This window comes from Parapedobacter sp., from assembly GCF_053550995.1.
The window spans coordinates 1-23,453 of the sequence record NZ_JBMQOC010000041.1; the positions used below are offsets into that span (position 1 = coordinate 1).

25 protein-coding genes and 1 pseudogene are annotated in these 23,453 nt (G+C 51.2%); 12 read left to right on the forward strand and 14 right to left on the reverse strand.

Going from position 1 to position 23,453, the window contains the following annotated elements; translation table 11 throughout:
* Positions 1–473 (reverse strand): annotated as a pseudogene (locus tag ACO1NT_RS06385) (hypothetical protein); the annotation flags it as partial.
* On the reverse strand, positions 460–1,038 hold the full coding sequence (locus tag ACO1NT_RS06390) for an RNA polymerase sigma factor (RefSeq protein WP_449047600.1): 579 nt from the start codon (positions 1,036–1,038) through the stop codon (positions 460–462). The gene ACO1NT_RS06390 and the pseudogene ACO1NT_RS06385, both read right to left, overlap by 14 nt.
* Positions 1,039–1,117: 79 nt before the next feature.
* Between ACO1NT_RS06390 and ACO1NT_RS06395 the strand changes: the two genes are divergently transcribed.
* Complete coding sequence (locus tag ACO1NT_RS06395) at positions 1,118–2,992, forward strand: YfbK domain-containing protein (RefSeq protein ID WP_449047601.1); 1,875 nt, start codon at positions 1,118–1,120, stop codon at positions 2,990–2,992.
* A gap of 11 nt (positions 2,993–3,003) precedes the next feature.
* On the opposite strand, the gene ACO1NT_RS06400 is transcribed toward ACO1NT_RS06395, so the two are convergent.
* A complete protein-coding gene (locus ACO1NT_RS06400; protein ID WP_449047603.1) occupies positions 3,004–3,888 on the reverse strand; it encodes a sugar phosphate isomerase/epimerase family protein in 885 nt (294 codons plus the stop codon).
* 36 nt (positions 3,889–3,924) lie between these two features.
* A complete protein-coding gene (locus ACO1NT_RS06405) occupies positions 3,925–5,874 on the reverse strand; it encodes a heavy metal translocating P-type ATPase (RefSeq protein WP_449047604.1) in 1,950 nt (649 codons plus the stop codon).
* 112 nt (positions 5,875–5,986) lie between these two features.
* Between ACO1NT_RS06405 and ACO1NT_RS06410 the strand changes: the two genes are divergently transcribed.
* The 7 genes from ACO1NT_RS06410 to trxB all read left to right on the forward strand — a co-directional run bounded on the left by ACO1NT_RS06410 (position 5,987) and on the right by trxB (position 10,297).
* Entirely contained in the window at positions 5,987–6,535 is a 549-nt protein-coding gene (locus ACO1NT_RS06410; protein ID WP_449047606.1) for an RNA polymerase sigma factor, read from the forward strand.
* Positions 6,536–6,551: 16 nt separating this feature from the next.
* Positions 6,552–6,929: a hypothetical protein gene (locus ACO1NT_RS06415; RefSeq protein ID WP_449047607.1), complete on the forward strand. Its 378-nt coding sequence runs from the start codon at positions 6,552–6,554 to the stop codon at positions 6,927–6,929.
* Between the two features lie 9 nt (positions 6,930–6,938).
* Positions 6,939–7,163 (forward strand): hypothetical protein, encoded by a 225-nt coding sequence (locus ACO1NT_RS06420; protein ID WP_449047608.1) that lies wholly within the window; start codon positions 6,939–6,941, stop codon positions 7,161–7,163.
* Between the two features lie 156 nt (positions 7,164–7,319).
* A complete protein-coding gene (locus tag ACO1NT_RS06425; protein WP_449047609.1) occupies positions 7,320–7,916 on the forward strand; it encodes a 3-keto-disaccharide hydrolase in 597 nt (198 codons plus the stop codon).
* Positions 7,917–8,085: 169 nt separating this feature from the next.
* Positions 8,086–8,217: a hypothetical protein gene (locus ACO1NT_RS06430; RefSeq protein WP_449047610.1), complete on the forward strand. Its 132-nt coding sequence runs from the start codon at positions 8,086–8,088 to the stop codon at positions 8,215–8,217.
* A gap of 41 nt (positions 8,218–8,258) precedes the next feature.
* Positions 8,259–9,251: an exonuclease domain-containing protein gene (locus ACO1NT_RS06435; RefSeq protein ID WP_449047611.1), complete on the forward strand. Its 993-nt coding sequence runs from the start codon at positions 8,259–8,261 to the stop codon at positions 9,249–9,251.
* 92 nt (positions 9,252–9,343) lie between these two features.
* The gene (gene trxB / locus ACO1NT_RS06440) at positions 9,344–10,297 is read left to right on the forward strand and encodes a thioredoxin-disulfide reductase (RefSeq protein ID WP_449047612.1); all 954 of its coding nucleotides are present in this window, start codon (positions 9,344–9,346) and stop codon (positions 10,295–10,297) included.
* A gap of 21 nt (positions 10,298–10,318) precedes the next feature.
* On the opposite strand, the gene ACO1NT_RS06445 is transcribed toward trxB, so the two are convergent.
* Together ACO1NT_RS06445 and ACO1NT_RS06450 are read right to left on the reverse strand one after the other, a co-directional pair.
* On the reverse strand, positions 10,319–10,819 hold the full coding sequence (locus tag ACO1NT_RS06445) for a rhodanese-like domain-containing protein (protein WP_449047613.1): 501 nt from the start codon (positions 10,817–10,819) through the stop codon (positions 10,319–10,321).
* Positions 10,819–12,159, reverse strand: a complete 1,341-nt coding sequence (locus ACO1NT_RS06450; protein WP_449047614.1) for an MBL fold metallo-hydrolase — start codon at positions 12,157–12,159, stop codon at positions 10,819–10,821. Before ACO1NT_RS06450 ends, ACO1NT_RS06445 begins: the two co-directional genes overlap by 1 nt.
* Before the next feature lie 116 nt (positions 12,160–12,275).
* On the opposite strand from ACO1NT_RS06450, the gene ACO1NT_RS06455 reads away from it, so the two are divergent.
* Complete coding sequence (locus ACO1NT_RS06455) at positions 12,276–13,118, forward strand: hypothetical protein (protein ID WP_449047616.1); 843 nt, start codon at positions 12,276–12,278, stop codon at positions 13,116–13,118.
* A 289-nt stretch (positions 13,119–13,407) separates the two neighbouring features.
* Positions 13,408–14,352: an AraC family transcriptional regulator gene (locus ACO1NT_RS06460; RefSeq protein ID WP_449047617.1), complete on the forward strand. Its 945-nt coding sequence runs from the start codon at positions 13,408–13,410 to the stop codon at positions 14,350–14,352.
* 92 nt (positions 14,353–14,444) lie between these two features.
* Here ACO1NT_RS06460 and ACO1NT_RS06465 read toward each other — a convergent pair whose 3' ends face one another.
* Both ACO1NT_RS06465 and ACO1NT_RS06470 read right to left on the reverse strand, forming a co-directional pair.
* Positions 14,445–15,269, reverse strand: coding sequence for a phytanoyl-CoA dioxygenase family protein (locus tag ACO1NT_RS06465; RefSeq protein ID WP_449047618.1), 825 nt, complete (start codon positions 15,267–15,269; stop codon positions 14,445–14,447).
* Positions 15,270–15,338: 69 nt separating this feature from the next.
* On the reverse strand, positions 15,339–15,641 hold the full coding sequence (locus ACO1NT_RS06470; RefSeq protein WP_449047619.1) for a hypothetical protein: 303 nt from the start codon (positions 15,639–15,641) through the stop codon (positions 15,339–15,341).
* Between the two features lie 104 nt (positions 15,642–15,745).
* On the opposite strand from ACO1NT_RS06470, the gene ACO1NT_RS06475 reads away from it, so the two are divergent.
* Positions 15,746–16,900: a tetratricopeptide repeat protein gene (locus ACO1NT_RS06475; RefSeq protein WP_449047620.1), complete on the forward strand. Its 1,155-nt coding sequence runs from the start codon at positions 15,746–15,748 to the stop codon at positions 16,898–16,900.
* A 92-nt stretch (positions 16,901–16,992) separates the two neighbouring features.
* Positions 16,993–17,574, forward strand: a complete 582-nt coding sequence (locus tag ACO1NT_RS06480) for a hypothetical protein (RefSeq protein WP_449047622.1) — start codon at positions 16,993–16,995, stop codon at positions 17,572–17,574.
* A gap of 17 nt (positions 17,575–17,591) precedes the next feature.
* Here ACO1NT_RS06480 and ACO1NT_RS06485 read toward each other — a convergent pair whose 3' ends face one another.
* The 6 genes from ACO1NT_RS06485 to ACO1NT_RS06510 form a co-directional block, all read right to left on the reverse strand.
* Positions 17,592–19,229 (reverse strand): helix-hairpin-helix domain-containing protein, encoded by a 1,638-nt coding sequence (locus ACO1NT_RS06485; protein WP_449047623.1) that lies wholly within the window; start codon positions 19,227–19,229, stop codon positions 17,592–17,594.
* 30 nt (positions 19,230–19,259) lie between these two features.
* Entirely contained in the window at positions 19,260–20,564 is a 1,305-nt protein-coding gene (locus ACO1NT_RS06490; RefSeq protein ID WP_449047628.1) for an NAD(P)/FAD-dependent oxidoreductase, read from the reverse strand.
* A 106-nt stretch (positions 20,565–20,670) separates the two neighbouring features.
* Positions 20,671–21,000, reverse strand: a complete 330-nt coding sequence (locus tag ACO1NT_RS06495; RefSeq protein WP_449047624.1) for a 2Fe-2S iron-sulfur cluster-binding protein — start codon at positions 20,998–21,000, stop codon at positions 20,671–20,673.
* Between the two features lie 11 nt (positions 21,001–21,011).
* A complete protein-coding gene (locus ACO1NT_RS06500; RefSeq protein ID WP_449047625.1) occupies positions 21,012–22,016 on the reverse strand; it encodes an NAD(P)/FAD-dependent oxidoreductase in 1,005 nt (334 codons plus the stop codon).
* Between the two features lie 3 nt (positions 22,017–22,019).
* Entirely contained in the window at positions 22,020–22,454 is a 435-nt protein-coding gene (locus ACO1NT_RS06505) for a MarR family winged helix-turn-helix transcriptional regulator (protein WP_449047626.1), read from the reverse strand.
* 92 nt (positions 22,455–22,546) lie between these two features.
* Positions 22,547–23,453, reverse strand: a 907-nt coding sequence (locus tag ACO1NT_RS06510; RefSeq protein ID WP_449047627.1) for a dicarboxylate/amino acid:cation symporter, incomplete at its 5' end; no start/stop codon positions are given.

Sequence of the window (23,453 nt, forward strand, 5' to 3'; positions counted from 1 at the left end):
GCTGCCCCCGCCTCTGCGGATGCGGTGCGGCCGGCCTCCGGTGCAGTATCAGCTTCCTGCGCGTTGGCAGGAGGAGATATCGGCTCGTGCAACGCCTCGGCCTCGGTTTCCGGCATTCCCTTCGACGTGGCGGCCACGGTTGCCTCGTGCTGTTCCACGGTACCCTCGCGCACAAACCACCACGTGCCCACTGTAAGCACGGCCAGTATGGATGCCGCTATGGCCCAGCGTTGCACAGGGGCAAGTCGGCGGATGGCCTTCTGCGGTTCACCGGTGCGCGCAGCGATGCGCTTTCGGATATCGGCAAGGTTATCGTCGTGCACCGCCAGCGCCTCCTGCTCCACGCCGAGGATGACATCCATCAACATCGGGTCGGCCTGGGCCTGCCGTTCCAAAGCATACATTTCGCGGGGGCTGAGCTCCCCGCGGACGTATCGCCTGATCAATTCCATATCCACTTTACCCTTTTCCATGGCTTGCCTCCATGCACAATTTTAAATTCCGTTTGCCATTCTGGATGTAGCTTTTTACCTCTTTCAAACTGTATCCGGTCGATTCGGCAATTTCCTTATAGCATTTCTCGTTCAGGAAAAACAAATCCATACTGCGTTTTTGTTTTTCCGGCAGCCGCTCCATACATTGTTCCAGGGCAGTAAGCTGCTTTTCTTTTTCCTCCACGTCGCCATCCGGATGCACAGCGAGGGGAAATTCCACAAATTCATCGATAGAAACCTGATGCCTGTTTTTCTCGGCACGTAACTGCATGAGGCAATGGTTGCGGCTAAGCACGTAAAGCCAGCTGCCGAAACGTTGGATGTCCTGTTTATTGACCTTGTGGATGAGTTCCTCGAAAATCTGCATCACGGCGTCCTTGCTGCGCTCGCTATTCTTGAGGTAACGCATGCATACATAGTACACCATCTCCGCATGAGCCTGGTAAAGCTCACCAAGCACCTCCATATCGCCGGTATCGCGGTAACGCCGCAGGAGTACATCGTCGGCGACGTCTTTTTTCGGTGGTGTGCCCAATACGCTCATGAAGGGGTGAAAATAATTTTTTTTTCCGGTTTATGGAAATTCCGCCACACCCGCATCCTTCGGCAAAAATTCAAATGCTATGAAGTCGATATTAATTGCAACAATCCTATCGTTATCCCTCAATGGATACCGTATGGACACGCCGGCTAATGTCAGCGGGAAGGTTTATGATCAAAAGACCGGCGCAACACTGTATGGTGTTGCCATTTCTGTAGTGGGCACGCAGGTAGCCACCGCGACCGACGCGAAGGGAGGATATTCCCTCCGCGCTGATAAGGGAGACTACCTGCTATTCGAATACATCGGGTATGAAACCAAACGGGTAAAGGTAGGTAAAGAAAGCGTAATTGACGTCCGCCTCGTTCCCAGAGAACCATCGCTGGATGAGGTGGTCGTTGTCGGGCATGGCACCCAAGCGGAAGCGAAATTAACGGGCGGTGTGGCGGACCGTGGAGCGCCGATGACGATGCGGACGTACGTGCATGTAGGGCATATACGACAGCCGATGAACACGGAGTCTTACAAAGGATTTGCCGAAAACAAATTCCACAACCCGTTGGATGAGGCACTTTCTACCTTCGCCATCGATGTGGACGCGGCTTCTTACAGCAATTTCCGCCGTTTTATCAATAACGGGCAACTTCCGCCCACCGATGCCGTGCGGATAGAGGAAATGATCAATTATTTCCAATACGACTTGGCGGGGCCATCGGCCAATGAACCCGTGGCCATCCATACCGAGCTGGCAACGGCCCCATGGAACCCGAAACACCATCTATTGCGCATTGGCCTCAAAGCGAAGTCGGTACCAACCGATAAACTACCGCCATCCAACCTGGTATTCCTTATCGATGTATCGGGCTCGATGATGGGTGCAAACCGGCTGCCTCTGGCCCGGGCGGCGATGAAATTATTGATAGACCAACTGCGCAGCAACGACCGTGTGGCCATCGTTACCTATGCGGGGTCGGCAGGGGTAGCACTCGAAAGTACGCCCGGAAACCAGAAAGCCAAAATAAAGGATGCCATCGACGCATTGAGAGCAGGTGGGTCCACCGCAGGGGGGGCTGGGCTTCAACTGGCTTACCGCACGGCGCGCCAGCATTTCATCAAAGGCGGCAATAACCGTATCATCCTGGCTTCCGATGGGGATTTCAATGTGGGTGCTTCTAGCGATGGCGACATGGAACAACTCATTGCCAGGGAACGGCAGAACGGCGTGAGCCTGTCGGTGCTGGGCTTCGGCATGGGAAACCTCAAGGATAGCAAAATGGAGTTATTGGCCGATAAGGGACACGGCAATTACGCCTACATCGACAATATTACGGAGGCCCGTAAGGCGATGGTCACCGAATTTGGGGGCACCCTGTTTACCGTAGCCAAAGATGTGAAAGTACAAGTGGAGTTCAATCCGGCCAAGGTACAGGCATACCGGCTGTTGGGGTATGAGAACCGACTGCTGGAAAAGGAAGATTTTAACAACGACGAAAAGCTGGGGGGAGACATGGGGGTAGGCCACACCGTAACGGCACTCTATGAAATCGTGCCCGTAGGGGTGAAGGGCACCTATCCGGGTGATGTAGATCCCCTGAAATACCAGCCGGTGAAAGAACGTCTCTTTGTGGGCAACAGTAAAGAGGTAGCTACCGTGAAATTCCGCTATAAAGACGCCGAGGGTGAAAAAAGCCGGTTGCAGCAGGTGGTGGTAGCCGATCGCCCGCAGGAACTGGCCAACGCCACTGCCGACTTCCGGTTTGCCAGTGCCGTAGCCGAACTGGGTATGCTGTTACGCAACTCGGACTACAAGCAACAGGCAAATTACGATCAGCTGATTGCCCGGGCCAAAGGCGCAAAAGGAGAAGATGATGAAGGCTACCGCGCGGAGTTCATCCAGTTGGCTGAGAGCGCTAAGCTGCTGGCAAGAAGCAACGAGTTGGCAGTGAGGGACGAATAGTCTAACGCAGGTTATAACGTCGACGTCATCCGATCGAAAACGGCACGCTGCTCGTGCATGGACTGTACTTTGTCGGCCGGGTCGGTATGGCATTCCAGCAATATCCATCCGTCGTATTCCATGCGACGAAGGTTTTCCAAAAGAGCGGGGTAGGGATAGTCCGTCCGGTCAAGTTCGCGTACATGCACGGTGTCCCCAAAACGGTCCTTCACCAGATCGAAGTTGTATTGGAAACCCTCGCCATCTAGATCCTGCCGGTTGCAGTTCCAGCAGATGGTGGCGTTGCGGTGGTCGGCGTGGTCCATGATGGTTTTGATGTTCGGGAGGTTCTGCGTTCCGTTACCATGCACTTCGAGGCGGAGTTGCTGCCCGAAATCAGCGGCATAAGCGGCAAGTTCGTTCAATGATGCGCCGATCTGCGCCATGGTTTTTTCGTGCGGCACACCTTCGTGGAAGGCGTTGGGCTTAACCTTTACACCGGTACCGCCGATATCGGCGCTCAGCTGGATAAATTCCTTGGTGCGCGCGATGGATTCCCGGAGGGTCCGTTGGTCGGGGAAATCGTACTGTTGGTTGGTACCCATACCCACGCATTCGACGGCACTGCCGGCAAACTGTTCCCGGACCAGCTGCCGCTCGCGTTTACTCATTTCGGGTGAAACACCGTGCGCATGGTCCACACGGAGTTCCACACCGGCCAAACCTGTTGCCGTACAGTTGGCGATCAGGGTGGGCACATCCCAATCTTTGCCCCAGAGATAGGTAACCAACCCAAGTTTCATCTTGGTCGCCGGCTTGTTGCGGATAGCTGCCCATGTAGCCGCAGGGGCGAGGGCCGAACCGGCCAGTAGCGACAGGCCGTGGAGAAACTGTTTTCTGTTGATGGGATGTTTCATAATGGTGTTGGTAAACAATAAATTTATAAAAATTAGCTAAAAACGCATCTTTTGGATTCGGATGGCATTGGCAATGGCCAGTAAGGCAACACCTACATCGGCAAAAACGGCTTCCCACATGTTGGCGAGCCCGCCGGCACCGAGGATAAGCACAATCGCTTTTACGGCGAAGGCCATGGTAATATTCTGCCAGACGATACGGCGTGTGGCGCGGCCAATGCGGATGGCCACCGGAATTTTGCTCGGGCGGTCGTCTTGGATGACCACATCGGCTGTTTCGATGGTGGCATCGCTGCCCAGTCCACCCATGGCGATGCCTACATCGCTCAATGCAATAACAGGAGCATCGTTTACCCCATCGCCTACGAAAGCAACATGCCGGTTTATCGCTTTCATAGCGGTTAGTTTGCTGGCCTTATCCCCCGGAAGCAGATCGCCATAAGCGTCGGTGATACCCAGTTTACCAGCCACGTCGTGTACAACCGCTGTCCGGTCGCCACTCAACAGCGTAGGGGAGATCCCGAGCGCCTTCAGCTGAGTGATTGCATCAACGGCATCCGCTTTGATTTCGTCAGCGATAATCAGGTGCCCCGCAAACCGGCCATCGTAACTGATGGCCACGACCGTATCGGTTATCGCCCTGGTATCTACGTCGTAGGTGATCCCGAAACGGTCGAGCAGCTTGAAATTACCCACAAGAAGCTGCTTGCCGTCGGCGAGCGCACGCAAGCCGTAACCCGCGATTTCTTCGATCTGCCCCAATTGCAGCGATTCGTCTACCGCGCCCACGTAGGTGTGGACAGCCGTGGCCACCGGATGGGTGCTGTGGCTCTCCAAAGCGTTGACCCATTGCAGTATGGTAGTACGGTCGAAGCTGCTCGAAATAATGGCCTTTTGTACCCGGAATACACCTGCAGTGAGGGTGCCGGTTTTGTCCATAACGACATGGCGGGTATGGGCCAGCGTATCAAGGAAGTTACTGCCCTTAAACAGGATTCCATGCCGGCTGGCGGCACCGATGCCACCGAAATAACCCAGTGGAATGGAAATGACCAATGCACAGGGGCATGAAATGACCAGAAATACTAACGCGCGGTACAACCAGTCATTGAATACGTAAGGGGTCACAAACCAGGCGGGTAATAATGTGATGAGCAGGGCTAACAGCACGACGATAGGGGTGTATATCTTGGCAAATTTTCGGATGAATAGCTCGGTGCGCGCTTTCCGTGCCGTGGCATCCTGTACCAAGGCGATGATCTTGCTCAGTTTGCTGTCCTTGTAGGCCGTCGTAATGCGTACTTGGGCTACGGTATTCAGGTTAATCATACCCGCCCATACCGGGTCGCCCTTGACTTTGGTGTCAGGTTTGCTTTCACCGGTCAGCGCCGAAGTATTGAACGAAGCCCGGTCTGAAATCAATTCGCCATCCAGTGCCAACTTTTCGCCGGGTTTGAGCTGCATGGTCTCCCCGATGGTGGCCTGCTCGGCCCTGATGGTGCGTAGGCCATCCCGATCGTGGATGGTGACGGCATCGGGCCGCTGGTCGAGCAACGCTTTGATATTTCCTTTAGCTCGGCGTACCGCCAGTCCTTGCAGGTTTTCACCCACCGAATAGAAGAGCATTACGGCTACGCCCTCGGGATACTCGCCAATAAAAAAAGCGCCAAGCGTTGCGATGGTCATCAGGGTGAATTCTGAAAAAAGATCACGTTTGGCAAAGGCTTGAAACATCTGCCGGACGACAGGGCCACCCACCGGAAGATAGGCCAGGCCGTACCACGCTACACGTACCCAGCCCCCAAAGGATGCGGGGGCTGGGAGCCAACCATTGTCGAACGCCAACCCAAGTAGCAGCAAGGAAAAGCTGATGATAGCAGGCAGGAATAGCCTGAAGGTGGGATACTTCGCTAAATAGACAACCATATTCAAAGATACGTAAATTATCAATAAGCCACCCACGGGCGCATCCAAATCCATCGTCATCCAAAACGCGATTGCATGTTGCCGCTAACAAAATGATTTTTTTTTGAAATGTTTTGGGGGTCCGTTCGTCTATAGGATTAGTTGGCAGACGAAATGATTAATTGCATGGAAAATGACCGATGAAAAACAACGCAGGATTACCGCTGCCATATCGGCCTACGGCAAAGGTTTACTGGGTTTTATCCGGAGGCGGGTAAATAACGATGCCGATGCCGAAGATATCCTGCAAGATGTTTGGTATCGGTTCAGTTCCGTCATCAACTCACATCCGGTAGAGCAGGTGGGCGGCTGGCTTTACCGGGTTGCAACCAACCGGATTGTCGATAAACGGCGCAAGAAAAGCGAGTCGTTTTGGAAAACCGGCATGCCGGACGAAGCGGAAAAAGCGGAATATGCCGCCGCGCTTGTAGCGGTCGATGACAACCCTGAAGTGAAGTATCAGGAACGTGCGGTTTGGGAACAGCTGTACCGGGCGTTGGAAGAGTTGCCCGCAGCGCAGCGCGATGTATTCGTATGGCACGAGTTGGAACAAATCCCTTTCGTAGAAATAGCAGCGTTTACCGGTGAACCGGTTGGCAAGTTGGTCTCGCGCAAGCATTATGCAGTGTTGCACCTCAGGAAGCGATTGAAAATCTTTTATGACGAATTAACAGATAAATAATTTAATAGAAAGAAGTATGAAAACGTTGTTTAGAAGCAAGATGCGCTTCGTCCTCATCCCGATCATTGCGGTGGCCTTCGTTTTTTTGGTGGGTTTCCTGGTTATGCACCTCTGGAATTATACCTTGCCCGTGCTGTTCGGCGTCAGTGTTATCAACTTTTGGCAAGCCATCGCGTTGTTCGTGTTGTGTAAAATCCTATTTGGCTTCGGCGGTGGCGGCGGGCCGCGGAAGGGTGGCTCTTCATGGCGAAAGAAAGCCATGGCACGGAAATTTGAGGGGATGAGTGAGGAAGAAAGGGGGCGAGTACGTGCCTACATGCGATCGAGGTCTCACTGCTGGGAGGACGCAGCCGATGTGCCTGAAGAAAAAACAAATGATGGTGAAACGAAATAGAAAACGCTGATGGCTACCGAAATATTTGTATTCAAGACGGGGGTAGATACCGCGGCGCATGTACAGCAAGTGGCCGCTCTCTTCGAAGCGGTCGAGGCGATCAAACAATGGAGTTTCGATTTGGAAGATTGCGATAAAATCCTTCGGATCGTGGCGTTGGATATCCGGCCGGAGACGGTTGAGCAGTTGTTGGTGAGGGTAGGATTTACTTGCGAACACATGGCATGCGAGTGATTCGTAAGGAATGGCTATCGGTCGGAAATGAAAAAATTACAAGTCAATGTGCATCAAATTGCATAATGCTGATTATCTTTAGCGCACATTGCCGCGCCGTCATCGCCGGCATTGCCATAAATTAAGAGTAGATAAAACCTTAAATATTTTATGATCATGTATAGAAAATACCCCTTAGCTGTATTACTGATGCTTTTCGCTACGGCGTCATTTGCGCAATTCAAAGCCTTATTCAATGGGAAAGACCTATCCGGATGGACCATCCATGGAACCGAGAAATGGTATGTGGAAAATGGGGAATTGGTGTGCGAAAGCGGCCCTGATAAGCAATACGGCTATTTGTCGACCAAAACTTCCTATAAAGATTTTGAGTTACGGGTTAGCTTTAAATTGGAAGCGAACGGAAACAGCGGTGTCTTTATCCGCTCGGATATTGAGGGTGTGAAAATCGAGGGTTGGCAGGTGGAAGTCGCGCCCCCGGGCAATTCCACGGGCGGAATCTACGAGTCGTACGGCCGTGGTTGGCTCATAAAGCCCGACCCGGAGAAAGAAAAGATATTGAAGGCGGATGAATGGAATACCATGAAAATACGCGCAGTGGGCGACAAGATTACCACTTGGCTGAACGGGAAGAAGATGGTGCAGCTATCAGATGAGAAAATAGGTGCTGCAGAAGGGTTCATTGCGCTCCAGATACATGATGGTGGCGGCATCAAAGTACGTTGGAAAGACCTATTGATCAAGGAACTATAAAGAATGGGAGAAGTGAAGGCGTAATCGGCATCTTGATGAAGCAGACACAAGGGCCGGTCAACGACCAGACCGGTTGGAAATTCAGGTAAATGGTAGGGGCATCCATAGATGATTGATGGGTAAAGATTACCCAAATGGATGAAAAAAATATCGTTACCTTTGCCGCACAATGGAAGTTAAACAACCGGAAAGGGAAGATTACAGCTTTTGGACGAAATACAAACGCTTTGCCGGAAATGAGCTGCTGCTTTACATCATTATGGTAGCAGGTATTCTGTTGGGAATTATTATTTTTAGTTAATTGGATTATACCTCAAACATCCCACAATAAATTGTTTCCGAATGAACCTTAAATTAAAGCGCCCGTTGGCTTTTTTTGACTTAGAGACCACCGGCGTAAATATATCTGCCGACCGGATAGTGGAAATATCGATCTTGAAAGCGTTACCCGACGGCAGTGAATGGGTGAAAACGCTCAAGGTCAACCCCGAAATGCCCATACCGATTGAGTCGTCACTGATCCACGGAATATACGACAAGGATGTGACCGGAGCACCTACGTTTAAAGAAGTGGCCGCAGAGGTAGCTGAATTCATCGGTGATGCCGACCTGGCTGGCTATAATTCAAATAAATTCGATATCCCGATGCTGATGGAGGAATTTCTACGCGCAGGGATCGATTTTTCGCTTACCGGTCGCTTTTTTGTCGACGTACAAAACATCTTCCACCAGATGGAACAACGCACGTTAAAAGCCGCGTACCGCTTTTATTGCGATAAGAGCCTCGATAATGCGCATAGCGCCGAAGCAGACGTCCGCGCAACGTATGAAGTGTTGCAGTCGCAATTGGACCGTTACCAGGATGCCGAGTGGGAAGACAAGGCAGGTAATAAGTCGGTTCCGGTGGTGAATGATGTGGAGGCACTCCACCATTTTACCAATTTGAGCCGCCCGGTCGATTTTGCTGGTCGGATGGTATTCAACGAACAGGGCGAAGAGATTTTCAACTTCGGGAAACACAAAGGGCGCCCCGTCGAATCGGTCTTCGCGATGGAACCGAGCTATTATTCATGGATGATGCAGGGGGATTTCCCGCTATATACCAAACAATGCCTGGATAAGGTATGGCAACGCTTCCGGGCGAAGCAGAAAGAACAACGAGCACAGATGCCCGTAAAGTCGGAGGCGATGGAAAAGGCACCTCGCGACACCGGCCAACCCCGACAGGAAAACCGCAATGCTGGCCGACCACAGCAAGAGGGGCGTCCGAAACGGAAATCGGGGCCCATCACAGACGATATGCTGAAGAACCTGCAGGCAAAGTTCGGGAAATAGGCCGGTGGCATTCCTTACGCGTGCTTGACAAACAGCCATGGATTAAGTGGGGGTAAACCCGTATTTTTGCATATTTAATTTTAGGTATCACGATGTCACAAGAAACTGAACACATAAAATGCTTGATCATCGGTTCTGGTCCGGCTGGATATACCGCAGCCATTTATGCCGCTCGCGCCGATTTGAAACCGGTGGTATATACCGGTATTGTGCCGGGGGGGCAACTCACACAGACAACCGATGTGGAGAATTTTCCGGGATATACCGATGGAGTGCTAGGCCCGCAGATGATGGAGGATTTCCGTAAGCAGGCAGAACGCTTCGGTACGGACGTGCGCTTTGGTTACATCACCGAAGTTGATTTCTCGGGCGATGTGCACAAAATAGTCGTGGATGGCGAGAAGACCATCATGGCCGAGACAGTCATCATCGCCACAGGGGCAACGGCGAAATGGTTGGGCCTTGAAAGTGAACAGAAATACAATGGGTTCGGCGTGTCTGCATGTGCCGTGTGCGACGGTTTCTTCTTCAAAGGGCAGGACGTTGCCATTGTGGGAGCTGGTGATACCGCAGCGGAGGAAGCGACTTATTTGGCTAAACTGGCCAATAAAGTGCATATGTTGGTGCGTAGGGATGAGTTCCGTGCATCGAAAGCCATGCAGCACCGGGTATTGAATACCCCGAATATTGAGATACACTACCATACGGAAGCCAAGGAGATTTTGGGCGATGGGCAGAGCGTAACGGGCGTACAGGTACTCAACAACCAAACAAGAGAAGAGACGGTAATTCCCGTAACGGGTTTTTTCGTCGCCATTGGTCATAAGCCCAATACCGAATTGTTCCAAGGGAAACTGGATATGGACGGCAATGGTTATTTGATTACGGAGCCAGACAGTACACGTACGAATATCGAGGGCGTATTTGCTTGCGGCGACGTACAGGACCACGTGTACCGCCAAGCGGTTACGGCGGCCGGAACAGGTTGCATGGCTGCACTTGAAGCCGAGCGTTACTTGGCCGCTAAGGAGTTTTCGGAAGCGTAAATGTCAAATGATCGGTACTTTTTAATACACATGCGTACCCCGGGTAAGCCAATGTGACCAGTTTTTATCGTACACATGCACTTCGGTGGTCTGTATATCGTCGGCATTGTACACGGGTTTACGTTGGTTTACCCATTCATAAATCCCGCCATATAAATTGAATACGTGCCGATAACCTGCTTTCTGTAGTTTTTCGCCAATCCGTTCGCTGCGGTTGCCGATTGCGCAGTAAACCACTACGGTATCGGTTTTTGGAATGTCATAAACCTCACGCATGTCAAACCAAATGTACCCCACATGTTTTGCGTGCCGGATATGGCTAACATCAAACTCATCCTGTTCGCGGGCGTCGAGTACCACGGCACCTTGCTTCATCATCCGGGTGAGTCCATTTACGTCAATGGTCTTTACGCTGTGCCGATAAATGCTGCTCAACCGCGCTGCAAATTCGGGATTCGTGGTAGAGTCTTGTAAGAAACCACTGCCGCAAGTCAGGCATAAAGCGGTTAGCGCCGACCACATCAACCTACCGGATTAAATTCATGGATGCGTACACCCAAGTCGAATACCGTGGCATTGGGCAACGCAGCCGCAACGATACTCGCCCCAATGGCCGAACGATACCCCCCGGCACAATGCACCACAATCGGTTTGTCTGTCGGAAGACCCGCTACGTGGGTGCGCAGCTCGGGGAGCGGTAGTGGGAGGGAATTGGCAAAAATTGGGTTGGATGCCACTTCATCTGGGTTGCGGATATCTACAATGGTGTAATCTTTTTGGCTCTTGGCGAAATGCCCTTCATCCAATCGGGCCATTTGCACGTTACCTCCGGTCGCCAACGCCATACCCATCACTTGCTGTTCGTAACCTATCTTGGCGACCTTTTCGATAAGGACTTGCAACTGCTGGTTGTCCCCAGCCACGAGATAGAACCTTTCGCCCGGTTTGACAATACTACCCAACCATGTTTCGAACCGTAATCCATCGGGCACGTTGTAGGCACCGGCCAGGTGTCCGGATTGAAAGGTTGTTTGTGGCCGGCCATCAACCACCAACACGCTGGTATCGAATGCGGATGGGGAGGGGAATAGCGGTATTGTTTCGATACTGGCCCGGAATGCCGGGGCTCCTTTCTTATTGAGCATCACATCGTATTCGAAATAACGGGGTATGAAGGGCTGCTGTTCCATGATCAGTGCCACAAATTCATCCTCATCCATGGGTTGCAGCGCATAGTTGGTGCTGATTTCGTTTCCAATGGTGCTATGGCGGGCCTCACCCATGTTTTTGCCACACAATGATCCCGGGCCGTGGGCTGGATAGACCACTACATCGGCCGGCAGGCGCATAAGCTTCTCACGCGTGGAACGGTACAACTGTCGGGCCAACGCAGCGGATTTTTCGGTGATATTACCTACCTGTTCTCGCAAATCCGGCCGGCCCACATCGCCGACAAAAAGCGTATCGCCGGTGAATACCGCATGGGGTTTGTTTTGGAAATCCAAAAGTAAGACACAGATGCTGTCGGGCGAATGCCCCGGTGTGTTGATGGCTTCCAGCCACACATTGCCCAATGCGATGCGATCCCCATCGTCAAACGGTTGATGGGGGTATTCCGCGCCTACCAACGCGCTGGTGTATAATGTGGCGCCGGTAAGATGGTGCAATTCCAAATGCGAGCTTACGAAGTCGGCATGGGGGTGTGTTTCAATTACAGCAGTAATCTTGACGCCGTGACGTTCGGCAAAGTCGAGGTAGGGTTGGGGGTTCCGGGCCGGATCGATCAAGGCTACTTCGCCATCGTTCCATATCGCGTAGGAGGCATGGGCTAATCCCTCGTCGTAAAACTGGTGTATATCCATTTGCGTGTGACAGTTGTGTGTGCAAAGATAGGAAAATGTTTTTGCGTGGAATTAATTTGTATTTTGGCCCCATGTTGCCAGGTAAGCAAATGTCCGTGTGGATAGTCTGTTTTTTTATGGTTGGCTGCGTATTTGGGCAGGACACGGCGGCCCTATTTGGTCGACGCCAAGCCCATGGCCCTATCAATAACCCCGAAATCAACGAGGCATCCGGCCTTGTGGCGTCGTCAGCAAGCAAAGGGTGTTTCTGGACCCATAACGACAGTGGCGACGATGCCAGGATTTTCCTGATCGATGACTCAGCACGATACCGCGCTACTTATTACCTCCAAGGGGTTTCGGCGCACGACTGGGAAGATATCGCGATGATGGAGCAAACCGATGGCGGTCACTATTTGGTTATTGGCGATATCGGCGATAACCGTGCCCAGCGTCCGTATGTATATGTACATATATTAAAAGAACCCCTTGTCCCTGTAAAGACGACTACCGTAGATACCCTGCCTAGCGAACAGATCCGCTCGTTTGTAATGCGTTACGAAGATGGACCCCGAGATGCAGAGTCGCTGTTCTTCGATCCGCTCGACAAACGGCTGTATGTGATCAGTAAACGGGAATTGGAAGTGGGGGTATATACCGCTGCACTCCCCGAATCGACTGCGGATACGCTGACCCTACGCAAAGTCGGTGTGTTACCGCATGTTTTCATCACATCGGCAGCGATCCGTTCGGACGGCACGGAAGTACTGCTCAAGAGTTTGCTCCAGGTATTTTATTGGAAACGGAAACCCGGCGAGTCCATCGTCGAAATGTTCCGTCGCCCGGCAACGCCGCAGCCTTATAAACCAGAACCACAGGGCGAAGCCATTGCCTTTGCGGTCGATGGCGAGGGGTATTACACCTTGGGGGAGGCCGTACTCGGCATGCCATCCGTTTTGTATTTTTACCCCCGTTTTTAACGCGGCCGATGCCAGTAGGCCACAAGGTTGTTACGTTGCGGGAAAGATTCACGCGGTAGGATGTCGCACATAGCGTTTGATTAACAGTATGTTATGATTGTCTATGGGAATAATATGATATTTTTTCGGTGAATTATTTGATGATGTCGACTTAATTTCCATACTTTTATTGCACGAAACTAACTCATTATAAACTTAAAAAAGTCCTGGTTGTTCATCAATCGGGACTTTTTATTTGCTCTCCACGCTTCCGCTTATAGCGGAGCGATAGGGGGTATACGAGGTCGCCATGCCCATCATTGGTGGTGGGGGTATCATGGTGGCAGCCAGGTACCGGTTGATAAAGAATGTGTATCTTCGAATAAAAAGCGCTATGCTCAAGGCTTCTCCCGAATATGTACAAACGCCCGACGACCGTGCGTTTCTGCTCCGCAACTTTGGGGCGGAAGCGTTTGAGGCCCCTTACCATTTCCACCCGGAGTTTGAATTGACATACGTGGTACGAGGGGAGGGCAAGCGGTATGTTGGCAGCCATATGGAACGCTTCGGCCCCGGTGATTTGGCCCTAATTGCCCCGAATGTACCACATTGCTGGAAATTGGACCCGTCCATCGGTACTCCTCCGGACGCGGAAGCCGTGGTTATCCAATTCGCACGCGATATGCTTGGCAATGGGCTATCTTCGAAAAAGGAATTGGTAGATATTCATAACCTATTAACCCATACCGTGGTGGGGTTGCGGTTTGGTGCCCCATTGTCTAATCGTTTGGGAAACGCATTCCGTGATTTATCTGGAAAAAGGGGGATTTACGGTTTTATCGCGCTGCTGGAAATACTTCAACAACTGGCAGAGGATGGTAATGGGGTGGCATTCAGCGCGGACAGCATCGCGGTAATGCCTGCGGTGGCCGACCAGCAACGAATGGGGCCGGTGCTAGCTTATCTAGTGGACCGGTTCAGGGGTAAGGTCTCTTTGAGCGAAGCAGCAGCCATCGCCCACATGACCCCCCAGGCTTTCTGTAAATATTTCAAGAAAACCACACGTAAGACCTTTATGGATACGGTGATGGATTATCGAATCAATTATGCTACCCAGCAGCTCATCCAAACCGACAAGCCGATTTCCGATATTGCTTTTGAAAGTGGGTTTACGGATATGTCGTTTTTTTATCGTGCTTTCAAGCGGCACACCAAACTAAGCCCGCTTCACTACCGGCGCCAGTTTACCATTTGACCGTGCCTTGGCCAGCATCATCCCGTTCATTAGGGATACGTGCGTTCTCCCAAAGCCGACCCACGGGCACCGGTTATCACATACCCGGCTTGTCAAAGTAATAGCGGGTTCAATTCCGAGTCGGCCAAAGAACCGGGCGCCTTATTGCCGAGCCAGGTTTTGAGATCATTCTCTTGGAAAGCGTGTTTGGGCGCGCTCACCCTGGTGCCATCGGCATAATAAATGATGGTCATCACCTCGCGCATATGGTTAGAATCGTTTCCGGGAGCGTTATGGATGGTAAACCCGTTATGCCACGTGGCATCGCCAGCACGCAGTGCTGCGGGCCGCGTAAGGGGGAGGCGCTGTTGACGTACAAATTGTTCAAATGCATCGTCAGACTCGTCCGAAATGACGAAATCAAATACATTGCCGTTGCGGTGTGAACCGGAAGCAAAGGTTAACATACCCATTTCCGCGCTTGGGATGTCTACCAATGGCATCCACATAGTAATCGTTTTGTCCGTGTCGAGCGGCCAGTAATTCTGGTCTTGGTGCCACGGCGTCGGTCCGCCGCCAGGTTCTTTGAAAAGTGCTTGGTCGTGGTATAACCGTACATTATCCACACCCAGCAATCGGGCCGCAACATGCGCAAAACGTTTCGCCAGTACGAATTTTTTTGCACCCATATCGACGTGCCACAGATTCATGATCTGTAAAAACGCTTTTCCATAGGTATCGCGATCTGCAAGGTTACGTTTTTCCCCATTGAATTTGCCGGCAGCCTTGCGGATTACCTGCTGGTATGCCAGAACCTCATCCGCCCGGAGCAAATTTAGGGTTTGCGTATGGCCGTTTCGATCAAACTCCTGGACTTGTTCATCGCTGATTTCGTACAAATGATCCAGTTCGGGTAGGGTATTCTTTACCATTTCCATGATTACTTCAGTTTATGCAAACAAAGTACGTAAACCGAAAGCAATGGGAAAATGATTAAATTAATCGAATTATGGATTATTTTGATTGTTTCCCAGTTCCTGTTGTTGGCGGAGCGCTTCCACGTTGTTTTTGTCGGCAAATGCATCCGTCTTGCCCGAGAATGCCTCCAACAACTCCGTGATCGCGTCCATGTTCTCCGCCGTGCGCTGATAGATGTCCGGAAGGATTTTTTCGAGACGGCTATCTCCCAATTCGATATTATCGACTTCCACTTTGCCAATTTTCTCCAATACGGCTTGTTGGCTTCGTTTTAAGTCATCCAGTTCGCGGACAATCTTTTCCATCAATTCAAATTTCTTCAACTTATCCATAATACCAGTTTTTACTAACCAATAACAAGAAATGATGAAAAAGGTTTGTATGAACTATTTATTTAGTTATATTGCGTAAGTTTTAGTTATAAACCCTGCATGCGATGAAGAAGAAATGCTATTTTGCCCTCCTGGTTTGTTTTGGCGTAAGCTGCCAGGCCGGATATGCCCAAGAAAGCCGGCCCGACAATAACAAGCTACTCGAGTTGTATCAGGCGCAGCAATATCGCGAAGCAGCCGTGTATATACGGTCGTTCTATCCTGATACGGTCGCAGATCCGGCGGTTCTGAACAGGCTGGGGTACTGTTACCGTATGGCGGGCGACTATGCGGAGGCCGAACCTTATTATCAGCAATTGTACGCGCTTGATTCCCTGAATGTTTCCGTATTGATGAACTTGGCTGTATTGCATATGAGACGTGGGCTATACGCTTCGGCGGCAGATTATTATCAGCAAACCATCGCCGTGGACAGTAATTATGTTGCGGCATACCGTGCTCTTTCAGACCTCGCGAAAAGGAATGGAGACCTTGCGGCAGCATTCAATTATTTATCGACGGCGAATAATCTCCAACCCACGAACAGTGATATTGCATATGATTTTGCGCAGTTATGTATGGATCTGGAGCGGTACGGAAAGGCAGATACCGTCTTGCAGTTGGCTTTGGACAGCGATCCGCAGCACGGGCTATTGCTCCTTGGGAAAATCAGCGTAGCCGAAAAACTGAAGCATTACACGGAAGTGGTAACGCTGGGTGAGCAATTGGTGAAGCAGGGCGATCTAAGCAGGCAGGTGCTTTCCCTACTTGGGCGCGGATATTTCCATACACAGCATTTTCCAAATTGTGAGGAAACCTATGGCCAGTTGCTTGCCATCTATAAGCAAATGGGAGAGATAGACTATTACTATTTGGCAATGGCCTATAAAGCGATGAAACGTTATGAAGAGGGCTTGGCGAGCATGGACAAGGTGTTGGAGCTTGCTATTTCACCGAATACCGCTTTTTATTACGGTCGTAAGGCTGATTTGCATGACCTAGCCAACCAGCCCTCGGCTGCGGCCTCAGATTACTTACGTAGCTTCCAGTTTGAGATCATCCCGCTGCATTATTACAGTCTCGCGGTTCTGTACGACCGCAAGCTGAGCGATACGCACAATGCGCTTCGATATTTCCGGCGGTACCTTAAACAAAGCCCGCCGGAAGAGGAGCAAATATATGTCGATTATGCCCGGCGGCGAATTGAGGAGCTGCAGTAGCCTGGCTGCTGCCATTTGTGTGAACGAGGATTTTCCATTGCAAATGCGGGGGATATTCGCGAAGTTTGCCGTTCGGTCCAAGTGCGCTTGCAATGAAGAAGATCTTATTTTGGCTGTTCCCGGTTGCGTTGTTGTCGTGTGAAAAGACGGTATATTCTCCCGATCCGGCAGATGACAGCTATTCCCTACAGCAGATTATTTATGAAGTGGGCGATAACAGCAAAATGGAGACGTTTGTGCGTCCGTTGCATTCACTCACCTATTTTAACAATACGAGCGTGGTGCAGCAAGTAATCGTAGATCCCTTGGCGGATGTGAAGGAATCTTCCCTTTTTATGAGCGATGATGAAAGGGCGTTTACACTGCTTGATGGCCCCGTGACTAACGTGGCCGTGCCGCTAACGTTAGACGATGGCGTCGTCACCTTAGGGGAGACCAAGTGGCCGTATAGCACCGAGGTTGTCGAGATAGCCCCATCGCTTAATTTCCGCGATACGATCGAAGTGCCACCCGCTACCCGGCTTACCCTGACGATGAATGTCTATTTCAATAAGCTCGACCTCGCCTATACCGCAACGTTTGAAGGCCAGCCCACAGGCACCATCACCGAAGTAAAAGGTCGATGGAAAGGCGTAGCCGTTGCGAATGTCGAAAAACAGGTCGAATTTCATTAGGTCAGTCGGTATTGCCGTTAGCTGATGCGCTGCTTCCGTTGCTCAAAATATGCTGCTATTTTGTCGACGGGGAAGGTGTTCAAGCAATATTGTGGAGAAACACCCCCTTTCCGGGCCACGTATACGCCATATTGCATGTCGTGGAAACCTTCCCTGCGGTGCGCGTCGGGGTTGATGGATAGCAAAACACCCTTTTCGATGGCGTAGCGGTGCCACCGCCAATCAAGGTCCAGTCGGAGTGGATTCGCGTTGATTTCGATGGCTACCCGATGCGCCGCGCATGCGTCAATGATCCGTTCGTAATCCAGCGGATATCCCGACCGGCTCAATAACAAGCGCCCCGTGGGGTGGCCGAGTATCGTGGTATATGGATTTTCGATCGCCTTGATTAAACGATTTGTCGCTTTTTCTTTGTCCATCTTTAGGTTGGAATGTATGGATGCAACAATGAAATCGAACCCCGCCAGTATTTCCTCCGGATAATCCAGCGAACCATCTCCCAAGATATCCGATTCAATGCCTTTGAAAATGCGAAAAGGTGCCAACGTGTTATTTAGGGCATCTATTTCAGCCCATTGCTCCTTTACGCGGACGCTATCCAATCCCTTGGCATACACCGCTGCTTTGGAGTGATCGCAAATCCCAAGGTATTCCAGCCGAAGTTCATCGCGGCAATACCGCGCCATTGTTTCGAGGGTATCTACGCCATCGCTGTATGTGCTGTGGTTGTGCAATGTGCCGCGCAAATCGGTGTAGGTAATCAAGGTCGGTAACGGACCCTCTTTCGCCAGCACTATTTCATTGTGCCCTTCGCGGAGTTCAGGCGGGATATAGGAGAGCCCCATGGAAGAGTAGATGGCTTCTTCCGAATCGAATTCAGGTAATTGCGGTTTGGCAAGTATTTCGTCCAATTGCCGCAAATGCTCGTCAGAGCCCGTGGTCGTCAACAAGGTTCGGAAAAAGGAATGGGGGTCTGTTGGAAAAAATCGGAAGGCAAGGCCGGATTCATTTTCTGCCGGCATCGCCGCCGTCAGTTCATCGGCAGATGCCTCTACAATAATATCCACGGATTGGATGATCTCGCATTTCCGGCGGAAATCGCCCGTAAAGGCGACCTTGCGACCGGGCGGAAGTGATTCCCGTAACGACACGATCATCGCTTCGGCTATTTTCTCTGCTGCGGCATACAGAAACCATCCTTTGCTGGCGATGGAAAATTCAATGGCTTGTTTAATCTCCTGCTGGGTTTTCCAGCCGAAACCCTTTGCTTCCACCAAGCGGTTTTCGTTGCAAGCGTAATAAAGCTCGCCAATCGATTCGATGCCCAAGTCGTTCCAGATAGTCTTTATTTTCCCGGGGCCAAGGCCCTTGATGGCAAGCATCTCCACGATGCCGTCGGGTGTATTGACTAGCAGAGCTTCCCATTCGGGAAATGAACCTGTTTCCAATAGCGCCCGTACTTTATCGGCGGTGCGCTGTCCGATACCGGGTAACTCGCTCAGTTTATCGATCGTTTCGGATGAAATGGCGAACGGTAGTTTTCCTAGTTTGAAAGCCGCAGCGGCCATTGCCTTGGTACGGAACGGGTTTTCACCGTGCAGCTCCATTAATTGGGCATATTGCTTGAAGGTCCTCGCAATTTTCTTGTTATCCATCGCCAAAAAGTAACGATTTTCCGGTATGTCTCAAAGCGAATCCTGCACTTCTTCTACGCGCTTCGGTCGCTGGTATCGATGGATAATCAACCGTATGCCGGCGTTGAATGTGAGGTAACTGATGGTCCAGTTGATAAAGGTAACCACCCGATTGCGGAAACCGACCAACGACATCAGGTGCACAAACATCCAAACCCACCAAGCGAAAAAACCTTGGAAGCGGATTTTGCCGATATCAACAACGGCCTTGTTACGTCCCACGGTGGCCATAGAACCCTTGTCGAAGTACACGAACCGTTCCGTAGGTTGGCCGTTGATTATCCGGAGGATGTTTTTCGCCAGGAACCGGCCCTGTTGTTGGGCAACCGGGGCGACGCCCGGATGGCCGCGTGGCAGTTCGTCGGTGATCATGGCGGCTACGTCGCCGATAGCGAAGATATCGTTCATGCCGATAACCCGGCATTGCTCGTCAATACGGATACGGTTTCCACGGACAATATTTCCCGGGTCGATACCTTCGGGGAATTGACCGGCTACACCGGCGGACCACAGTACCGTTTTGGTGTGGATGCGGCTACCGTCGGCAAAGCTGATTTCGTTGCCATCGTAACCCGTTACCTGCGTATTTAGTATGATTTTCACCCCCAGTTCTTTAAGGTAGAGCTCCGCCTTTTCGGAGGCCTGCGGCGACAAATTAGCCAATATTTTGGGCAAACCTTCAACCAAATAGACATTCATGTCTTCTTTTCTGAGCTCAGGATAATCCTTTGCAAGGATGTGGTTGCGTATTTCGGCAATTGCACCGGAAAGCTCAACGCCGGTAGGGCCGCCGCCCACGATGACGAAGTTGAGGTAAGGTGCGCGACTTGCGGGGGTATTATTCAGTAGGGAGGCTTCGATGTTCTGCAAGATGAAACTGCGTATGCTCACCGCTTCTTTTACATTTTTCATCGGCATGGCATAGTATTCGATATCCTTATTGCCAAAGAAGTTGGTAGTTGCGCCCGTAGCGACAACAAGGTAATCGTATGAAATCGGCCCGATGTCGGTGTCCAGCTGTTTATTTTCCGTATCTATGTGGCGTACATCTGCCATGCGGAAAGTTAAGTTCTCTTGCTTCCGGAACATTTTCCGTAAAGGGAAGGCGATGGAGGGTGCGTCTAAAGTACCCGTGGCTACCTGATATAGTAGCGGTTGGAAGGTGTGGTGGTTGTTGCGGTCAAGCAGTACCACTTCCACTTCTTTGTTTTTAAGGCCTTTCGCGATTTCTATTCCACCGAATCCGCCGCCGATGATTACCACCCTTGGAAACTTATTGTCGTTGTGTGTAGTCATTTTTGTTGCTATTTGACCCATCATACCCTTATGTGGGGAACGGATGACGCCATTAATTGTTTTCATCCATTTATTTTTTTAATCGTTGATGAGCGCTCGATGTAATTTACATCTCGGTTTCAAAAATACGTATTTTCAGTCCATCCAAAGCCGAATTTAGTCGGATTTGGCAGGCGAGTCTACTTCGGTCGTTGGCGTCGGGCAGGGTGTCGAGCATATCCAGCTCGGCATCTGAACGCGGGGCGAGCACCTCCATGCCTTCCACTACTTGGATATGGCAGGTCGCACAAAGCGCCATACCGCCACAAGTAGCGAGGATATCATAATCCGATGCCTTCAGCACCTCCATCAAACTGAGGTCTATACCGTCGGGAATTTCCAGTAGCCGTACTTCGCCCAATTCGTTTTCGACTGTGATATGAATGGTTTCTGTCATGATATTACCTGTTAAAATGCATTTATACCATTAACGGTGGTATATTTAAAACTGAGTTTTTCTTCGGGGTATACATACCGGAACGCACTCTGCGCCATCAATGCGGCTTCATGGAAACCACAGAGGATGAGTTTCAGTTTCCCGGGGTATGTATTGATGTCGCCAATGGCATAGATGCGCTCCATGCCGGTGGAATAGTCGGTGGTATCGACGGCGATGGCCGATTTGTCGATGGTCAGCCCCCAGTCTGCTATCGGCCCCAATTTGGGGCTTAAGCCGAATAACGGGATGAGGGCATCGGTTTCCAGCAACGTTTCTGTTTTGTCTTTGCTGAGGATGCCTACATGGCTCAGGGTACCGTTTCCACGCACACCGCTGAGGGTGCTCTGCAATAGCAAATTGATTTTTCCGCGCTCGGCCAATGAAAATACCTTTTCGGCCGAGTCGGGTGCCCCCCGAAAACTGTCGCTGCGGTGTACCAGTGTAACGGAAGCTGCCACATCGCTTAGGAAAATGGTCCAGTCCAAGGCCGAATCCCCGCCACCAGCAACGACCACCCGCTTGTCGCGGAACGTTTCGGGGTTTTTTACCATATAGGAGACCCCGCGGCCTTCGAAATCCGCGAGGCCCGGTACTTCGGGCTTTCGCGGCTCGAACGAGCCGAGCCCTCCGGCGATGACAACGACGGCGGCATGTATCGCCGTTCCTTCATTGCTGATGATGTGGTATGAGCCATCGGCCTGCGGGGCCAGTGTCTCCACGCGTTCGCCTAATGTAAACGTGGGGTTGAACGGGCTGATCTGGGCCATGAGGTTATCTACCAACGCCTGTGCGTTAATGGCCGGATATCCGGGAATATCGTAAATGGGTTTGTGCGGATAGATTTCGGAAAGCTGTCCGCCCACCTGCGGCAGGGCGTCGATGAGGTGGCAGCACATTTTGAGCAAACCGGCCTCGAATACCGCAAACAGGCCGACCGGCCCGGCCCCGATAATGCAAATATCTGTTTTTATCATATCTCAAACCTCCAAATTATCATATATCGTATTCAGTATCCGTTTCAAGTGCTCAAAATCGGTATCATTGAGATTTTTCCAGGCTTGCATGCGTATCTCGCCAACGTGGCTGGCCAGTGTATTTACCTTTTGCTCGCCTTCGAGGGTAAGGTGTACCACGAAACTCCGTCTATCCGATGGATTCGCCCGACGTTCTACCAAGTTTTTGCGAACCAATAGATCGACGATGCGCGTCAGTGTGGGTTGGTCCTTTCCACAGTAATCAGCCAATTCTTTCTGCGATAAATCGGCATGTTGCCTCAGGTTTTTCAGTATCGACCACTGGTCTACCGTGATACCAAATTCACGGCAGTTGAACTGATACTGAGCGTATTGTTTCACCCGGCGCGCCGTGCGCTCTAATAGGAAAGAATAGGCGTTGTAATGTTCTGTTTGCATAACAATAATTAGTATGACAAATATATGGCGTAATAACGAAAAAAGCAAGCACTTGAAGGGGCTTGCTTATCATATGTGATCGTGATGACAGATTACTCGTGATACACCCTGCCGGCTTTTTCTTCCACGTGTTGAATGTATGCAGCCGCGGTAATATCTCCATTCACGTTGAGCGTGGTGCGCGACATGTCCAGAATGCGGTCCACACCGTAAATCAGGGCGATGGCCTCACCGGGTACGCCAATGGAGATGAGGATGGTTACGATGACGGGCAAGGAGCCGCCCGGCACGCCTGCGGTACCCACACCGGCGAGAATACACAGCAACACGACGGTAATCTGCGACCCTATACTCAGGTCCACGTTGAAAACCTGGGCAAGGAACAGCACGGTGATGCCTTCAAAAAGGGCGGTTCCGTTTTGGTTGCCGGTACTGCCGATGGTCAGTACAAAATGGGCAATAGGCTTCGGGATATGGAGTTTTTCGATACTCACCCGTATGGCAGTAGGCAAGGTGGCGTTGCTGGAACTCGTTGAAAAGGCGGTTAGGGTCACTTCGCCCATGTCTTTCATGAATTGTACCGGATTGCGCTTGGCGAAGTATTTCAGGATAATCGAATATACGACGAATTGGTGTATCGCTAATGCACCCAGCACCACGAGTACATACCAGAGCAATGATACCAAGAAATCGGCGCCGACATTCAGCACCATATTAAATAGCAATGCGGCTACACCATACGGTGCCAAGGCCATGGCATAGCCGATTACTTTGATAACGACCTCGTAGACGCCTTCGAGAAAACTTTTCAGCGTTGCCGTTTTCTCTTCGCCGACAGCAGCCATGGCCACTCCGAAAATCAGTGCAAAGAACATGACGGAGAGCAGGCCACCACCCGTGTGGCTGGAGTTGAATGCGTTTGCCATTTCTTCAAACGGGTTACGTGGGATGATTTGTGCAATCACGTCGCCAGCGGTCCGTGCATCGGCCTTATTGGCC

Bases quoted from the DNA above. Each gene is read 5' to 3' on its own strand.
- ACO1NT_RS06465 (WP_449047618.1), bottom strand. From the start codon at position 15,269: ATGGAAATGGTAAAGAATACCCTACCCGAACTGGATCATTTGTACGAA.
- ACO1NT_RS06475 (WP_449047620.1), top strand. From the start codon at position 15,746: ATGAAGAAGAAATGCTATTTTGCCCTCCTGGTTTGTTTTGGCGTAAGC.
- ACO1NT_RS06450 (WP_449047614.1), bottom strand. From the start codon at position 12,159: ATGGATATACACCAGTTTTACGACGAGGGATTAGCCCATGCCTCCTAC.
- ACO1NT_RS06500 (WP_449047625.1), bottom strand. From the start codon at position 22,016: ATGATAAAAACAGATATTTGCATTATCGGGGCCGGGCCGGTCGGCCTG.
- ACO1NT_RS06400 (WP_449047603.1), bottom strand. From the start codon at position 3,888: ATGAAACATCCCATCAACAGAAAACAGTTTCTCCACGGCCTGTCGCTA.
- ACO1NT_RS06415 (WP_449047607.1), top strand. From the start codon at position 6,552: ATGAAAACGTTGTTTAGAAGCAAGATGCGCTTCGTCCTCATCCCGATC.
- ACO1NT_RS06435 (WP_449047611.1), top strand. From the start codon at position 8,259: ATGAACCTTAAATTAAAGCGCCCGTTGGCTTTTTTTGACTTAGAGACC.
- ACO1NT_RS06420 (WP_449047608.1), top strand. From the start codon at position 6,939: ATGGCTACCGAAATATTTGTATTCAAGACGGGGGTAGATACCGCGGCG.
- ACO1NT_RS06455 (WP_449047616.1), top strand. From the start codon at position 12,276: ATGGTTGGCTGCGTATTTGGGCAGGACACGGCGGCCCTATTTGGTCGA.
- ACO1NT_RS06410 (WP_449047606.1), top strand. From the start codon at position 5,987: ATGACCGATGAAAAACAACGCAGGATTACCGCTGCCATATCGGCCTAC.
- ACO1NT_RS06395 (WP_449047601.1), top strand. From the start codon at position 1,118: ATGAAGTCGATATTAATTGCAACAATCCTATCGTTATCCCTCAATGGA.
- ACO1NT_RS06480 (WP_449047622.1), top strand. From the start codon at position 16,993: ATGAAGAAGATCTTATTTTGGCTGTTCCCGGTTGCGTTGTTGTCGTGT.
- ACO1NT_RS06460 (WP_449047617.1), top strand. From the start codon at position 13,408: ATGCCCATCATTGGTGGTGGGGGTATCATGGTGGCAGCCAGGTACCGG.
- trxB (WP_449047612.1), top strand. From the start codon at position 9,344: ATGTCACAAGAAACTGAACACATAAAATGCTTGATCATCGGTTCTGGT.
- ACO1NT_RS06490 (WP_449047628.1), bottom strand. From the start codon at position 20,564: ATGACTACACACAACGACAATAAGTTTCCAAGGGTGGTAATCATCGGC.
- ACO1NT_RS06425 (WP_449047609.1), top strand. From the start codon at position 7,320: ATGTATAGAAAATACCCCTTAGCTGTATTACTGATGCTTTTCGCTACG.
- ACO1NT_RS06505 (WP_449047626.1), bottom strand. From the start codon at position 22,454: ATGCAAACAGAACATTACAACGCCTATTCTTTCCTATTAGAGCGCACG.
- ACO1NT_RS06430 (WP_449047610.1), top strand. From the start codon at position 8,086: ATGGAAGTTAAACAACCGGAAAGGGAAGATTACAGCTTTTGGACGAAA.
- ACO1NT_RS06445 (WP_449047613.1), bottom strand. From the start codon at position 10,819: ATGTGGTCGGCGCTAACCGCTTTATGCCTGACTTGCGGCAGTGGTTTC.
- ACO1NT_RS06495 (WP_449047624.1), bottom strand. From the start codon at position 21,000: ATGACAGAAACCATTCATATCACAGTCGAAAACGAATTGGGCGAAGTA.
- ACO1NT_RS06485 (WP_449047623.1), bottom strand. From the start codon at position 19,229: ATGGATAACAAGAAAATTGCGAGGACCTTCAAGCAATATGCCCAATTA.
- ACO1NT_RS06390 (WP_449047600.1), bottom strand. From the start codon at position 1,038: ATGAGCGTATTGGGCACACCACCGAAAAAAGACGTCGCCGACGATGTA.
- ACO1NT_RS06405 (WP_449047604.1), bottom strand. From the start codon at position 5,874: ATGACGATGGATTTGGATGCGCCCGTGGGTGGCTTATTGATAATTTAC.
- ACO1NT_RS06470 (WP_449047619.1), bottom strand. From the start codon at position 15,641: ATGGATAAGTTGAAGAAATTTGAATTGATGGAAAAGATTGTCCGCGAA.